The sequence below is a fragment of the Aliivibrio sp. 1S128 genome, assembly GCF_001691065.1.
In the GTDB taxonomy this organism is placed as follows: Bacteria; Pseudomonadota; Gammaproteobacteria; order Enterobacterales; family Vibrionaceae; genus Aliivibrio.
Genome location: NZ_MAJV01000107.1, coordinates 99,315 through 114,302, shown reverse-complemented (window position 1 = coordinate 114,302; position 14,988 = coordinate 99,315). Strand labels below are relative to the sequence as shown.

The following is a 14,988-nucleotide window of genomic DNA, read 5'->3' as shown; positions in this document are numbered from 1 at the left end:
ATCAGATAAGTCATCAGTATAAAGAATTTCACTAAAAGAAATGTGGCATAAAGCGCAAAGTGACGAAGAGAATCGATAAAGTAGATAATTATAATTCATCGAATTATGAATCATATACAAGTTCGTAGTTTACCGATCGCTCAAGCATCATTATGAATAACATGTAGGGATAACGGATTAATTACCCGCTAATTGGTCTTCATGTTTTGCCACTTTGTGACCATCTTCAGTACAGCCTTCTTTCCAGTAACTGCTAATGTAAATATCGTCTTTATCGACGGATTTTTCATTACGAAAATACGTACGAAGTTGTCTCATACTGTTGAATTCACTCGCACTCCATACCGCCACTCGACCTTGTTTCCATTCTTGAGCACGAACCGCTTTAATCAACCCGCCGTTCTCAGAATTCACTTCTGATTGAATAATCCAAACAATATTCATTCCTTCCGGTTTAGCTAAGGCTTGCTTGTCGGATTCATGGTTAATTTCAATCACCGCGTACCCCACCGCACTTGATGGCAGGGTTTCTAATTTTGCAGACAAGGCAGGTAATGCCGTCATGTCTGCTACTAAGAAAAACCAATCGGCCTCTTTCGATAAACCTTTGATAGAACCCGGACCAACAATGGATATTTGACTGCCAGCTTTAGCTTGTTGCGACCAATTAGATGCAAAACCGCCACTATCAGCACTCACACAATCAACAGAATGATGATGACGTACAAAATCCACATCCAATTCATTCTGCTCTTGGCGCAAATGACGAATGGTATAGGTACGCATTTTTGGACGAGTGCCTTCTTCAATACCAGAAAGATCCGTTCCACCATTCTCATTAAACAACAGCTTAATGTAACCGCCTTCACTCTCGGTTTCAAAATCAGATAAATCATCGGCTTTAAACGTAATACGCTGCATATTTGATGTTAGCAGTACGCTACTAATAACCGTTAATAGTCGTGGTGATGGCTTACTCATAAACGTGTTCCTTATCTTATTTTGTACATCGTCTATTACTGACCATAGTACATACAAATACGTTGTCCATTAACTTCATGGATATCAAATTCAGTTTCGTATATCTCAGACAATACGTCTTTTCTTATCACTTCAGCCACCGTACCATTAGCCACAACTTTGCCTTTTTTCAGCGCGACAATATTGTCTGAATAACACGATGCAAAGTTAATATCATGAATAACTATTACTACTGCTTTTCCTAATTCATGAGCCAATGTTTTGATATTTTTCATGATTTGCAATGAGTGCTTAATATCTAAGTTATTCAATGGCTCATCTAAGAACACGTAATCCGTATCTTGAGCAACAACCATTGCAATAAAGGCTAATTGACGTTGCCCCCCACTCAATTCATCTAAATATTTATCTTGGATGTCCGTTAAATCAAGGTAATTAATCGCGTTATCAATCACCTCGTTATCATGCTTCGTTAGCTTGCCTTGGCTGTAAGGAAACCGCCCAAAAGCAACCAATTCACGCACGGTAAAGCGCATATTAAGATTGTTTGATTGACGAAGTACCGACAGTTTTTTTGCTAACGCTTTTGTGTCCCAATCGACCACTTCTTTGTTTTCAATTAATACGCTACCACTGTCTTTTGCTAACAAACGGCTCGCCATTGATAATACGGTACTTTTACCCGCGCCGTTAGGTCCAATGATTGACGTCACTTCACCTTTAATGAACGAGGCAGAGGCTTGATCAACCACTTTTTGCTGACCAAATGATTTTGATAGTTGAGATAATGAAATCATGCGTTTCTCTATTGAATTTTTTGTCTAACAAGCAGTGATAAGAAATACAAACCACCGATAAAATTAATCACTACGCTTAAGGTCGTTTCAAACTTAAAGACATTCTCAATTACCCATTGGCCCGATAACAACATCGACATCGCCATTAAGCTGCTACCCATTAATAGGGTTCGGTGACGATAAGTATGAAAGAATTCTTTAGCTAAGTTTGCCACTAATAAACCAAAGAACATCACAGGGCCAACTAACGCAGTAGATACCGAAATTAGAATCGCCACTAAAATCAGCACCTGTTTAGTTACCTTACCAACATCAACGCCTAGACTCGTGGCGTTGTCATTATCCAACCAAAAGATATCTAACACGTTAGACATTCTAAAAAGCAATGCACTAATAAGTAGTAGAGGAATAACACAAAAATAAACGAGATCTTTATTGATGTTATTAAAACTCGCAAACATGCTGCCTTGAATGGTAGAGAACTCATTTGGATCAACTAACATCATAAAAAAGTAAGAAATATTTGAGAACAACTGACCAAAAATAACGCCTAATAACAACAAGGTAATGACGTTGCTGTTGTTCTTTTTAAAATAAAAACCAAACAGCAATAACGAAAACCCGATCATAATAAAAACAGACAAGGCAAAGTTCAAAAATGGGTTCAATATGAACACACTAAATGAACCAAAAATCACAACAACCAAGACCTGAGTTAACAAATACAAGGCATCAAACCCCATGATACTTGGCGTTAAAATACGGTTATGAGTAATGGTTTGAAACACCAACGACGATTGAGCAATCGCAATACTTGCTAAAATCATCGCCAATACTTTAGGTACACGACGAGATAAGAAATACTCGTAATTTGATGCATCTAACCCAATACCAATAAATAAAAACGTAAACAGAACCGTAATGAATGCTAACCCTGTTAATTTAATTGAATCAGACATTTTGTTTTCCTTTAACGATGAAAGCAATAAACACGACACCGCCAAGAATGCTAATGATCATAGAGATAGGAATTTCATAAGGGAAGATAACGATGCGCCCAACCACATCACACACAAGAATAAGAATCGCCCCTACAATCGCCGTTAATGGAATATTTTTACGTAAGTTATCACCATAAAATTGAGTGACTAAATTTGGCACAATCAGGCCAAGAAACGGCAGTTGACCCACAATCATGACGACCGTTGCTGACATCACCGATACCAACATAATACCGATAAACAAAATTTGTTTGTAATTCAGGCCAATATTCGTCGCGAAGTCTTTGCCCATGCCCACGGCAGACAAACGAGTCGCATACCAGTAACTGATAATTGAAATCGGAACGGCGATATAAAGCAGCTCGTAATTGCCTTGAAGAATGTTCGCGAAATTAGCCACTGTCCATGCTGACAGGTTTTGAACCGCATCGTATTTGTAAGCTAAAAATGTCGCGACAGATGACACGACATTACCAAAAATGATGCCCACTAATGGCACAAAAATGGCATTTTTAAATTGAACACGATGGATAAATTGAATGAATATTAACGTTCCGATAATAGACATACCAAAGATAAGCAGTAAATTATCGCCATGACCAAAAATCACTAAACTGAGTACGTAACCCAGCATCGCACATTCGATCGTACCTGATGTCGATGGTGCAGCGAATCGGTTTTGGCTGATCTGTTGCATGATTAAGCCCGCAATAGATAACCCGGCACCAGATAATAAAATTGCGAATAATCGAGGTAATCGGCTGATCAGTAACAATTCTAAAGCATCAGTATCGCCACTAAAAATAGCCGACAGTGATAAGTCAGCCACACCAATAAATACAGACGCAATACTCAGTAAAACAAGAACAAGCAATAACTTTTTCAAAGCTAACCTCAGCCTGCACAAAGCGTGCTATCTCAGAGAAATAACACGCTTTAAAGGAAAATTAAATGTGAGAATATTAGGAATTATTATCCTAAAGGTGAATAGATTGCTTTACGTCTTCAATCATCTGATCTGTTGCTGTAACCCCTGCGATGGCTATATACCAAGCATTAATATCAAGGTACGTTAAGCTGTTGTTTTTGTAGGCGTCCGTCGCATTTACCAATGGATTGGCAAACTCTTCACGAGTGCGGCTTTTTTCTTTATTGATTAGCTTATCTTTATCAACAATCAATAAATTTGTTGGGTTCACATCACGGATGAATTCATAAGATACTAAGTCACCATGGTTAGATTCTTTAATCCCTTTCGCCGCTTCTTTAAAGCCAAAATCTTTATAAATAGCAGAGAAACGAGATTGAGCACCAAAAGTGGTGATGTTGCCACCGGCACTCATAACAGTTAGTGCCGCTACATTATTGCTTTGGTTATGTGTCTTTATCTTCGTTATTTCAGCATCGACACTGGCAATTTTCGCTTCAACTGTCGGTTGTATTTCAAATACATCCCCTAGCATGCGCCATTGTTGTTGTGTGCTTTCCCAATACCCTTTTGAATCGACAGAAAATACAATGGTAGGCGCGATTTCAGACAATTCTTTGTACGCTTTAATAGCACGAGACCCCATGATAATCACATCAGGTTTTTGCATGTAAATCGTTTCAAAATCAGGCTCACTAAGGCTGCCTGATGAAGCAAATTCGTTGGTTGTGTACTTAAGAAGATAAGACGGCATGGTTGTCGCTTGAGTTACCGCTACCGGTTTAATGCCAAAATAATCAAGTGCATCAAGGGTGCCTGTTCCAATAACAACAACACGCTGAGGTTTCGTCTCAAGTGTAGTTTTACCTAATTGATGAGAAACCGTGATCATTTCTGCATAAGAAGACGCAGAAACCAGTAAACCCAATAACATTGTAGCGATACTTCTTTTCATATTATTTACACTCAAGTGATAACCATTCGTATTCCTATTGAATATAATGAAAATAACTCTCATTCGCTACAAGAAAAAAGTAAAGATTGTAAACGCGCACAATAAGTAAGGTTTATAAATGTTCGTGCCTGCACATTTAACAGCCTGTGCGGCAATGAACAAATGAAAGAGGCAAGAACCCTCACACTGACATTTCTAAGCTACCTGTACGGAAGTGAATGGGCAACAGCTTGTTGCCCAAATTCAAAATCTTTTCTAAACGGCCTGTACGGCAGTGAACAATAGAGCGTTTTTAATAACAAGTAGAACTTAGATGAATTAATATAAAAGAGAATAATATGCAGATAATGAATTGGATTAGTACAGACATTAAAAAAGGCCATTATTGGGGAATAATAATGGCCTTAAAAATACATAGCTTGTTTACTTTAGTGTAAGTGTCTCTTCGTTACTTCACATGAAAGAGTCTCATGATCAAATAGGAAGCGAAATGCGTGAGAATTGAAATATTTCCCATCACTCCATAGAACTTCACCGAAGATCTTACAGAGATCCATGTCTGATGCTGAACCTTTCTTATCGATTAATCCAATAACAGATAAAACTTGGCTCTCTATATCCTTGGGACAATTTTTAATTGACCATTTATGAGTCATACTCATTTTTTCCATAATAACTAGCCTAATGTGTTTTTATTTTATTGTGAATCAAGTCACGAGGAACAGTTTAACTGAACATTAACTTAAAACCAAGCTTTTTGTGACTTGAGTCTCATAAAGTAATAAAAACATTTAACAATAGAACTATTAATAGCCAATTCTCACAAGTGAAACTCTTACTATTTTACATAATAAATACATATAAAAAAGCGACCCTAAAAATGATCGCTCTTAGTTACCACTAAAGTATTAGTTTAACGCTGTGAAAACTAAGGATATTTTTCTTCTAAAAAAGCCATAATATCTGACGATTCATACATCCATGTTGTTTCGCCATCTTTATCAATACGTAAGCACGGTACTTTTACGCGCCCACCACCCGCTAATAATTCAGATCTATATTGTTCATTATTTTTTGCATCACGCAGCTCGATCTTTAATGATTGGCGTTTAATTGTTCGACGAACTTTCACACAGAATGGACACGCTTCAAATTGGTATAGCGAATAGTTTGCGGTTTCTGCATCAATTTCTGTTTGTTTAGCAGGATCACGCTTGACCCCTGAAGGCGTAAACACACAATCTAATCCCAAAATAACTTTGCCAAGCACCAAGCGGATTAACTTCATTTTTACACTCCTAGTGAATAATAATTATTATCTGTTGCATTTAACTAACGCGATTGTAACAGAGCCTTATATCAATGCCATTAATTAGATGATTTAACTTATAATAATAAGCAAATAACCTGTCAACTTCCTGATATTCAACACACAAAAAAGCCCCAAAAGAGAACTATCTATTGGGACTTTATTAGTTAACTAAAGTTAGTCAAATTCAATAAGATTACGTTCAAACTGTTCGTGTTGTTTACGTACTTTTTCTTCTGGTTCACCGGTTAACTTACTTACTGTTATAATAGCCACCGTTGCGAAGATGATCCCTGGTACAATTTCATAGATATCAAACATACCGCCAGTTAACTGTTTCCAGATAACAATCGTAAAGCCACCAATAACAATACCAGCAAGCGCACCATTACGGTTCATGCCTTTCCAGTACAAGCTTAGAATGATAGCAGGACCAAATGCAGCACCAAAACCAGCCCATGCATAAGACACCAAACCAAGTACTGAGCTATCAGGATTCATCGCTAATGCAAGTGCAATTAATGATAAACCAATAACCGCAAAACGACCTACGTTAACGATTTCTTTACTCGTTGCGTCTTTCTTAACTAACTGCTTGTACAAATCTTCAGACAATGCAGAAGAAGACACAAGGAGTTGTGAATCTGCAGTACTCATGATTGCTGCAAGAATAGCGGCAAGTAGAATACCCGCAATCGCAGGATGGAAAATCGCATTCACTAATAGCATGAAGACTTTTTCACCATCGCTCACTTCACCACTCATAGAGCCATTTACATACAGCAAACCAACCAAGCCGACTAATACCGCGCCTGCCATTGAAAGCGCTGTCCAAACAACCGCAATACGACGAGCTGTTGTTAAATCTTTATTTGAACGAGAAGCAAGGAAACGAGCTAAAATATGAGGCTGACCAAAATACCCAAGTCCCCATGCTGCTAATGAAATAATGGCAATCGCACTTAGTGGCGTTCCATCCATACCTGTCCATAACGTCATTAACTCTGGATTAATCGCGGTTAAATCGCTACTAAGTTGCCCTAAACCACCTTGCATTGCTGCAATTGGTACGATCATCAATGCCGCTGACATTAATAAACCTTGAACTAAATCCGTCCAAGCAACCGCAAGGAAACCACCAAATAAAGTATACGACACAACACAAACCGTTCCGATCACGACCGCAACTTTGTAATCAAGACCAAATACAGTTTCAAATAACTTACCACCTGCAACTAAACCTGAACTGGTATAGAAAAGGAAAAACAAAAGAATAAACAATGCAGAAATTGTCTGGATAAGTTTTGAATTATCGTTAAAACGACGTGATAAGAACTCAGGTAAAGTTAGCGCGTCATCAGTAGTGATACTGTACGTTCTTAAACGTTTAGCACAAATCAACCAATTCAACCAAGTACCTAGTAATAAACCACCAGCAAGCCATAATGACTCAAGTCCTGCTGCATAAGCGTATCCAGGTAAACCCAATAGCAACCAACCACTCATGTCTGAAGCACCAGCAGATAACGCCGCTGGCCAAGGACCTAATGTACGACCACCTAAAAAGTAATCTGATGAGCTGTTTGTTCGTTTATAAGCGTATACTCCAATAGCGAGCATCATTATCAGGTAGGCGATAAACGTACCTGTAATGGCGAAATTATTTTCTATCATTTTATTTCCTTTATTTGATTGACAGTAAATTTAACGTCGTTATCACTGTATATGAGCATCAAGACCCTATTATTATGGTGTAATAACGACGGTGGAGTTTTCAACCACTGAATATCAGTGATTGCCACCTCCAAGCTCTAGCAGAGTTGCGTTTCCGCCAACTGCTGTCACATTTATTGTTCGAGTACGCTCGGTAATAAAGCGTAGAACAAAATGAGGGTCTGTGATGTTTGTTAGACGTTCTTGATCCGTTTCTGCGATCAGTTGCGCTAATAATCCATCTCGTTTTGCTAATTGTTGATTCAGTTGTATTTCTTTTTGTTTGCTTCCAACAAAACAAACACCGGCTAAGCGAACATCATCAATGTCTGTTTCTTTAGCATCTATCTGTTGGACCGTTAATTTTGGCACATTCGCTTGATGCAAACCTTCGACAATAACAGACGCTATCATTTCTTCCTTATTTTGAAGGCCGACAATAATAGCGTTTCCTGCGATTAATGCTGCTGTTATTTGTCCCACCAATGCAACAACTGATGAATTTTCATCCGAAGTGATGTAAAAAACACCTCTAGGTGCGGTATAGAGTTCGTTACTTTCCCCTGTTGGCCCCGGCATTAATTGTATTTCTGAAATTAACTGCTGCGCTCTTTGGCATTGAAAACGTACCATCTTTGCAGCAAGCACACCAAATTTTGGGTGTTCAGCTAATGCGTGTGACCATTCAATTAACTTCTCTGAACGTGTCGATACTGACAATTGCGCCCATGATTTCTCTGGTTGAGAAAGAGCAGAGTCAATAAGTTGTGTAATAGATGTCATGAGTCTCTCCTTTCTCACTTGGTTGCTACAGAATTAGAAGCGATTGCTTGGGTATAACGGAATAAATAACGAGGTCCACCCGCTTTTGGTCCGGTCCCTGACAGTCCTTGACCACCAAAGGCTTGAACTCCCACCACCGCACCAACTTGATCACGATTGATGTAGCAGTTACCTACTTTGATGTTTTTCTCTATGCGGCTATAAGTGACTTCATTACGACTGTGTATCCCCATCGTTAATCCAAATCCAGTCGCATTGATATCATCGACAATCTTATCTAATTCGCTGGCTTTGAAACGAACAATATGAAGAATTGGACCAAACTGTTCATTTTCTAGCTGACTAATCGAATCAATTTCAAACGCACTTGGTGGAACAAAATCCCCCTTCTCAGCCCATTCAGGTAATGTCGCTTGAGCAAGTAATTTGCCTTCTTTTGTCATTCTCTCAATGTGCGCAAGCAGCTTTTCTTTTGCTTTTGGATCAATCACCGGACCGACATCCGTGCTGTGCAATTCAGGTAAACCAACACTCAATTCGGCCATTGTGCCTTTAATCAAATTCAGAATACGTTCTGCTATGTCTTCTTGAACAAACAATACTCGAAGTGCTGAACAACGTTGACCAGCAGAAGCAAAAGCGGAACGAACAACATCTCGAACTACCTGTTCTGGCAATGCAGTACTGTCTACTATCATTGCGTTTTGACCACCCGTTTCAGCAATAAATGGCACCGGAGCAACACCTTTTCCTTCAAACATACGATTTGATAATGTGCGATTAATTAATTGTGCGGTTTCTGTTGAGCCAGTAAACGCAACACCTGCCACTCGATGATCTGACGTTAATGGCGCGCCGACTGTTTTACCATCACCCGGTAATAAGTGAATCGCTTGTGGCGCAATCCCCGTTTCTAATAAAAGCTCAATCGCACGAACGGCAATCAGTGACGTTTGCTCTGCCGGTTTTGCAACAACGGTATTACCCGCCACCAATGCGGCGGTCACTTGACCTAAGAAAATAGCGAGTGGGAAATTCCATGGGCTTATACACACAAACACACCACGGCCTTGGCGAGCTATCTGGTGAGAAATATCATCAAAGCCAACAATCGTTTCTGGATTGCTGAAATTTAATTTGGCTTGAACGGCATAGTAACGACAAAAATCAACCGCCTCACGTACTTCATCAATGCTGTCATGAATCGTTTTTCCTGCTTCTTTATGGCACAGTGCCACAAGCTCTGGCATATTTTCTTCAAGTTTATCAGCTAAGCGATCCAAATAGTCCGCACGTTCAGTCACTGACGTCGCTTGCCATGTTGGGAAATAGTCATGAGCCATTTCTAGTGCGTTTGAAACCGACTCTTGAGAACTCCATACTAATGAACCCACTTCATTACTGCGATCATAAGGAGACGTGATAACATGCAAATCAGACTCACTTTCCTTGATCATGCTTTCGTAATTGCGCGAATTATTAACAATCGGCCCGCCTTTCCAATAGCAATCCATTTTCTCTTTGACTGACGCTTCAAACGGTTCTGCTTCGCTCTCAACATCAAAATTAATGCTGTATGAATTTTTACGATCTGAAAAAATATGCGGCGGTAGTGGGATCAGCTGATTTTCAAACGATGGGCAAGCCAATAAGGTATCAACTGGGTGCTCTGTTAAACTTTCGATAGGGCAACTTGCATCAACCAAACGGTGAACAAACGAGCTGTTTGCGCCATTTTCTAATAAACGGCGAACCAAATACGGCAATAAATCTTTGTGGCTGCCAACAGGTGCATAAATACGAACACTGCGTTGGAACATTGCCATTGCATGTTCATATAACGCATCACCCATGCCATGCAAACGTTGATATTCAAACTCATCATGCGTTGCCATAGAAGAAATCGCAGCGACTGTATGAGCATTATGGCTAGCAAACTGAGGAAAAATATTGCCTTTAACGTGATCACTTAATAAGTAACGAGCACAAGCAAGATAAGACACATCGGTTGACTCTTTACGTGTGAATACAGGGTAACGAGCAAAACCAAATTGCTGAGATATTTTCAGCTCTGTATCCCAATACGCTCCTTTTACTAAGCGAAGTGGAATGGTATCTCCCTGCTCTTTTGCTAATGCCGTTAGCCACACTAAAACAGGTAGGGCACGCTTTGAGTACGCTTGTACTACAATGCCAAATTTACCCCATCCTTTTACAATATCGTTGCGGTATAGTTTTTCAAATAATTCCAGAGACAGTTCTAACCGATCAGCTTCTTCTGCATCAATCGTGATACCTACATCAAGTTCACGAGCACGCTCAAGAAGCTGTAAGACAGAATCACACATTTCTCCGATTACACGGGCTCTATTCGCCATTTCATAACGGGGATGCAAGGCTGATAATTTTATAGATACCGTAGGATCAGAAGAACCCGCAATATTGGCAGCACGCCCTACACTCTCAATAGCCACAATATAATCTTTAAAGTATTTATGAGCGTCTGATTGAGTTAATGCCGCCTCTCCTAGCATATCAAAGGAATAGGTATAGCCCTTTTCACGCAAAGGTTTACCTTTCTTTTGGGCTTCTTCAATGGTTCTACCTAAGACAAATTGGTGTCCCATTATTTTCATCGCTTGGTTCATTGCCTGACGAATAACAGGCTCTGAAAATTTATTCACCAAACGACTGATAGCATTAGATGGTGAGCCATCAGACTTTACATCCATACTCACTACTTTGCCGGTAAGTAATAACCCCCAAGTAGAGGCATTCACAAACATAGAATCTGAATTTTTCAGGTGTGATTTCCAATCCGCAACACTGAGTTTATCACGGATTAAAGCGTCAGCCGTTGCAGCATCAGGAATACGCATCAACGATTCAGCAAGGCACATTAATAAGATGCCTTCTTTTGTATCTAAGCTATATTCCAACAATAAGGCATCTATCATCTGTACGGCTTGTTTATCATCACGTACACGTTGAATAAGATCAGCCGCCTGTTCTCGCATGACTTTAGCTTCATGCTCACTTGGTTGGGCTAATGGAATGAGCTCTTGAATCCAGCTGGCTTCATCTACCATATAAAGAGGGGAAATTGCTGACCATAGTACCGATAAAGGCTGGTCAATAATGGATGACAACAATACATCTTTCGCTTGAAACATACCTGTTCCTCTTACTTAATCGGTTCGTTATTAAAGCTAATTGCGAAAGAGTCTATTTTCTATTTACAAAAATTACTTGTCAAAAACTCCGATTAAATTGTTAAATTACCCATACTGTTACAAAATGAGAACAAACGCGGTATTTTTCAGTTACGAATAAAGTGTGCGAAACGATATTTACTGGGTGAACGTCCTTTATGTTTCACAAATGCATGACTAAATGCACTTTGATTCGCAAAACCCGTTTGTTGTGCAATATCCCCAATATTTAAGTTACTTTTTATAAGTAATAACTTGGCGTAATCAATACGCTTCTCAATAATGTATTGATGAGGACTCTTACCAAACTCTTGTTTAAAAATGGCATAAAATTGACTCTCACCAAGAAAAACTGTGCTTGCTAACTGAGCAACCGTGATCTTACTTCCGATATGCTGCGTTATAAAATTGTCGATCACATCTGAATTTAGACGATTCTGCTTTCGTTCCACATTTTCATCAATTAAATGACGGTGCAGTAAGGCAATAATCGTATCACTACACGCCCGACTAAGTAGATGATCATCTAAATTAGCCTGTATTTCACACACTAATAACTGAATTAAATTCTGAATTTGAGCATCTAATTGATAATAACCAGGATGAATAAAAAGTGCATTAACACGTAAAGCCAATTCTTCATCTTGAAAATGTTGAGGAAAATTAAGTACTAATATTTCAGATTGGTACAAACTTGAAAAAGAATGTTGTTGATGTGAAGGGATAACTCCTACTTTTCCTGAAGAAATAACACTACTTTCACCATTAATTTCAAACTCAGATTGTCCTTTAAGACCAATAACTAATTGATGATGCTCGTGAGCATGTAGTTCTCGTTCTTCTGGCAGCATAATTATTTGAGCTGGTGAAATCCAATCTAAAACCATGATAAATCCATTTATATAACGTTCATTTTAGACTTTAGAGTGTAACGAAGATCATAATAACAATCTATTATGAATATCTTACCGAAAGCATGATCATGTTTATCTATAATACTGACAATGTGATTTCAATCATACTTTAGTATGAAAATCTCTATTTTTGATTCTAAAAACTAAAAATTACAACGAATTAGAGTAATCAATCATATTTAAGAAAGTGCAATCTCAGTTACAGCCTTGATCATGCTTCTATAAGCTCGAAACGATGATCAAGAAATAGGAATCACCTTATTTATAAATCATACAACCTTGGTATGAAAATTGCTTTAAATTTTACTTTCAAAACTATAAATAACAGATACTCATCTTCTTAGGTTTTTATCTACTCAATGACCTAGGCAGATCAGTATCGATGTACGACTAACCGTCATGGATATGGTTGAAATCAGTAATTCTTACTGTTCAATCAATTAACTATGCAGATACAGTTAATTCACTCATTTTCCGAATGAACAATTTATTTATGTCTAATATTAAAAGCAGAAAAATTATGAACCGTAAAGGACTACCCGCTCTAGCACTACTGTTATCGCCGGCACTTTTTACCTCTGTCGCGCTTGCTAATACTGACACTCAATCAACTGCTCTGGCGGTCGATTCTGTTGCGTCAATTGATGCGAAGCTAACCAATAAGCGTAGTGAAGTAAAACAATTAGAAGGCACTGTTACGAATAATCAAAATCAACTTCGTGATTTACGTAATCAAAATGATGCTTTAGACAAAAAAGCCGATCAGCTAGATGATAAACGTAAGCTTGCTCAACGTAATTTAGATGAACAGTATAATCGTATGATCAGTGACCCTGATCTTGATATCACTCCTTTTCAAAAGCAATACCAAGACTCTTGGAAAGAAGTAAAAGAAAACCAAGCTGCTACACTTGTCATCCAACAAGACATTCAAGAACAAACTCGTGTATTAAAAGAAAGCAGCACTAAAAAACAACGCTCTTTAGATGAGTTAGAAATTCTTGGAGAATCTCGTCAAGAAGCGCGAGTTTTACGCCTACAAGAAGAATTAGCCGCTCAAGACACTCTCGATGTCGTTCATACGATTACTTGTAAAATGTCTATGACATTAGAAGCTTGTGCAAGCCAAGGTAAAACATTGAGCATGCAAAAAGCAGTAAATAATTTCCAGCAACAGCTGATTAATGGCTTCACTGAAATGGATACCGTAAAGCAACATGTTGATAATGTGTCTTTAAATATTCACGTGCTAGACAATGCAATTATCGACAGTGGCTTCAATGGCAATAATCGTTATACCACTAAATTACAAGCATCATTACGTGCTCGTCCAAACTCAACGGCAGCATGCCAATTACTTGGTTTAGAAAACCGTTACTGTATCGAACAAAGTACAAACCAAGCGTCTAATGACAAAATCAAAAAAGAGAAGAAATGGGTTGGTATTACTATTCGCTCAAACCGTCATGGTGACAATGTAACGGTAAATGGTGTTAATTATGGCAATACGCCTGTTGATGTAATGCTGCCTGCTGGTCAGCACCAAGTTACCGTAGAGAAATCAGGTTTTGAACCATATAGCCGTCAAATGACACTAGCAAAAGATATGACGGTTTGGGCTGAACTAAAGGTTCAAGAAAATAGCCCAAAGCCAGGTAAGAAATTTGCAGACCTTCTAACAAACAATCAACAAGCGCCACAAATGGTTGTGATAGGGTCTGGTAATTACCATATAGGTAAAAATGCAAAGCACGATGTTAATATTTCAAAAGCATACTCTATTGCAGCAACCCCTGTTACTGTAAATCAATTTAATGCATTTGTTGCGAGCACAGGCTACATCACTGAAGCTGAAAAAGGAGCCGGCTGTAACGCAATTAATGGCGGTGAAACAAAACGTCATCAAAACCAAAACTGGCGTAAACCGGGCTTTGAACAATCAAAAAATGCACCTGCGGTCTGCATCTCTAAAACTGATGCTGAAACTTATGCTCATTGGTTAACAAAACAAACTGGGTTTACGTACGCATTACCATCTGAATCACAATGGGAAGTTGCCGCTCGTGCTGGAAGTAAAGACGCTTACTGGTGGGGTTCTGACATCGGTTCAGGTAACGCAAATACTGGTTGGGGTGGATCGTCTTGGGCAAATAAATCAACGTCTCCTGTAGGCAGTTTTGGTGCTAACCCTTATGGTATTTATGATACCGCGGGTAACGTTTGGGAATGGACAAGCGCTAAATCAGGTATCGTTCGTGGTGGAGCTTGGAACTTTGCTCCAACAAAAGCAAAAGTGTATGAGTCACTAGAATTATCACCTTCGACAAGTGCAAACTATACTGGTTTCCGTGTTGTTCGTTCTTTATAATCTGCTTTAATGCATACAATAAAGCCG

General features: G+C 38.8%; 11 protein-coding genes. 1 reads left to right on the top strand and 10 read right to left on the bottom strand.

What is annotated here, in order from left to right:
- Positions 1-177: 177 nt before the first annotated feature.
- From A6E03_RS14840 to A6E03_RS14790, 10 genes are all read right to left on the bottom strand, one after another.
- On the bottom strand, positions 178-981 hold the full coding sequence (locus A6E03_RS14840; protein ID WP_065601171.1) for a siderophore-interacting protein: 804 nt from the start codon (positions 979-981) through the stop codon (positions 178-180).
- A gap of 35 nt (positions 982-1,016) precedes the next feature.
- Positions 1,017-1,778, bottom strand: a complete 762-nt coding sequence (vctC, locus tag A6E03_RS14835; protein WP_065601170.1) for an iron chelate ABC transporter ATP-binding protein VctC — start codon at positions 1,776-1,778, stop codon at positions 1,017-1,019.
- 8 nt (positions 1,779-1,786) lie between these two features.
- Positions 1,787-2,737 carry an iron chelate uptake ABC transporter family permease subunit gene (locus A6E03_RS14830; RefSeq protein WP_065601169.1) on the bottom strand — a complete coding sequence of 317 codons (951 nt, stop codon included), beginning with the start codon at positions 2,735-2,737 and terminating at the stop codon, positions 1,787-1,789.
- Positions 2,730-3,665 (bottom strand): iron chelate uptake ABC transporter permease subunit VctD, encoded by a 936-nt coding sequence (gene vctD / locus A6E03_RS14825; protein ID WP_065592805.1) that lies wholly within the window; start codon positions 3,663-3,665, stop codon positions 2,730-2,732. The genes A6E03_RS14830 and vctD overlap by 8 nt, the downstream gene beginning before the upstream one ends.
- Positions 3,666-3,756: 91 nt before the next feature.
- On the bottom strand, positions 3,757-4,662 hold the full coding sequence (locus tag A6E03_RS14820; protein ID WP_065601168.1) for a siderophore ABC transporter substrate-binding protein: 906 nt from the start codon (positions 4,660-4,662) through the stop codon (positions 3,757-3,759).
- A gap of 928 nt (positions 4,663-5,590) precedes the next feature.
- Entirely contained in the window at positions 5,591-5,950 is a 360-nt protein-coding gene (locus tag A6E03_RS14810) for a glutathione S-transferase N-terminal domain-containing protein (protein WP_065592803.1), read from the bottom strand.
- A gap of 198 nt (positions 5,951-6,148) precedes the next feature.
- On the bottom strand, positions 6,149-7,645 hold the full coding sequence (gene putP / locus A6E03_RS14805; protein ID WP_065601167.1) for a sodium/proline symporter PutP: 1,497 nt from the start codon (positions 7,643-7,645) through the stop codon (positions 6,149-6,151).
- Between the two features lie 114 nt (positions 7,646-7,759).
- Entirely contained in the window at positions 7,760-8,467 is a 708-nt protein-coding gene (locus tag A6E03_RS14800; RefSeq protein WP_065601166.1) for an aldehyde dehydrogenase family protein, read from the bottom strand.
- A gap of 14 nt (positions 8,468-8,481) precedes the next feature.
- Positions 8,482-11,640 carry a bifunctional proline dehydrogenase/L-glutamate gamma-semialdehyde dehydrogenase PutA gene (putA, locus tag A6E03_RS14795; RefSeq protein WP_065601165.1) on the bottom strand — a complete coding sequence of 1,053 codons (3,159 nt, stop codon included), beginning with the start codon at positions 11,638-11,640 and terminating at the stop codon, positions 8,482-8,484.
- A gap of 146 nt (positions 11,641-11,786) precedes the next feature.
- Positions 11,787-12,566: an AraC family transcriptional regulator gene (locus tag A6E03_RS14790; RefSeq protein ID WP_065601164.1), complete on the bottom strand. Its 780-nt coding sequence runs from the start codon at positions 12,564-12,566 to the stop codon at positions 11,787-11,789.
- A gap of 547 nt (positions 12,567-13,113) precedes the next feature.
- On the opposite strand from A6E03_RS14790, the gene A6E03_RS14785 reads away from it, so the two are divergent.
- Positions 13,114-14,961, top strand: a complete 1,848-nt coding sequence (locus A6E03_RS14785) for an SUMF1/EgtB/PvdO family nonheme iron enzyme (protein WP_065592839.1) — start codon at positions 13,114-13,116, stop codon at positions 14,959-14,961.
- The last annotated feature ends 27 nt before the right edge of the window (positions 14,962-14,988 follow it).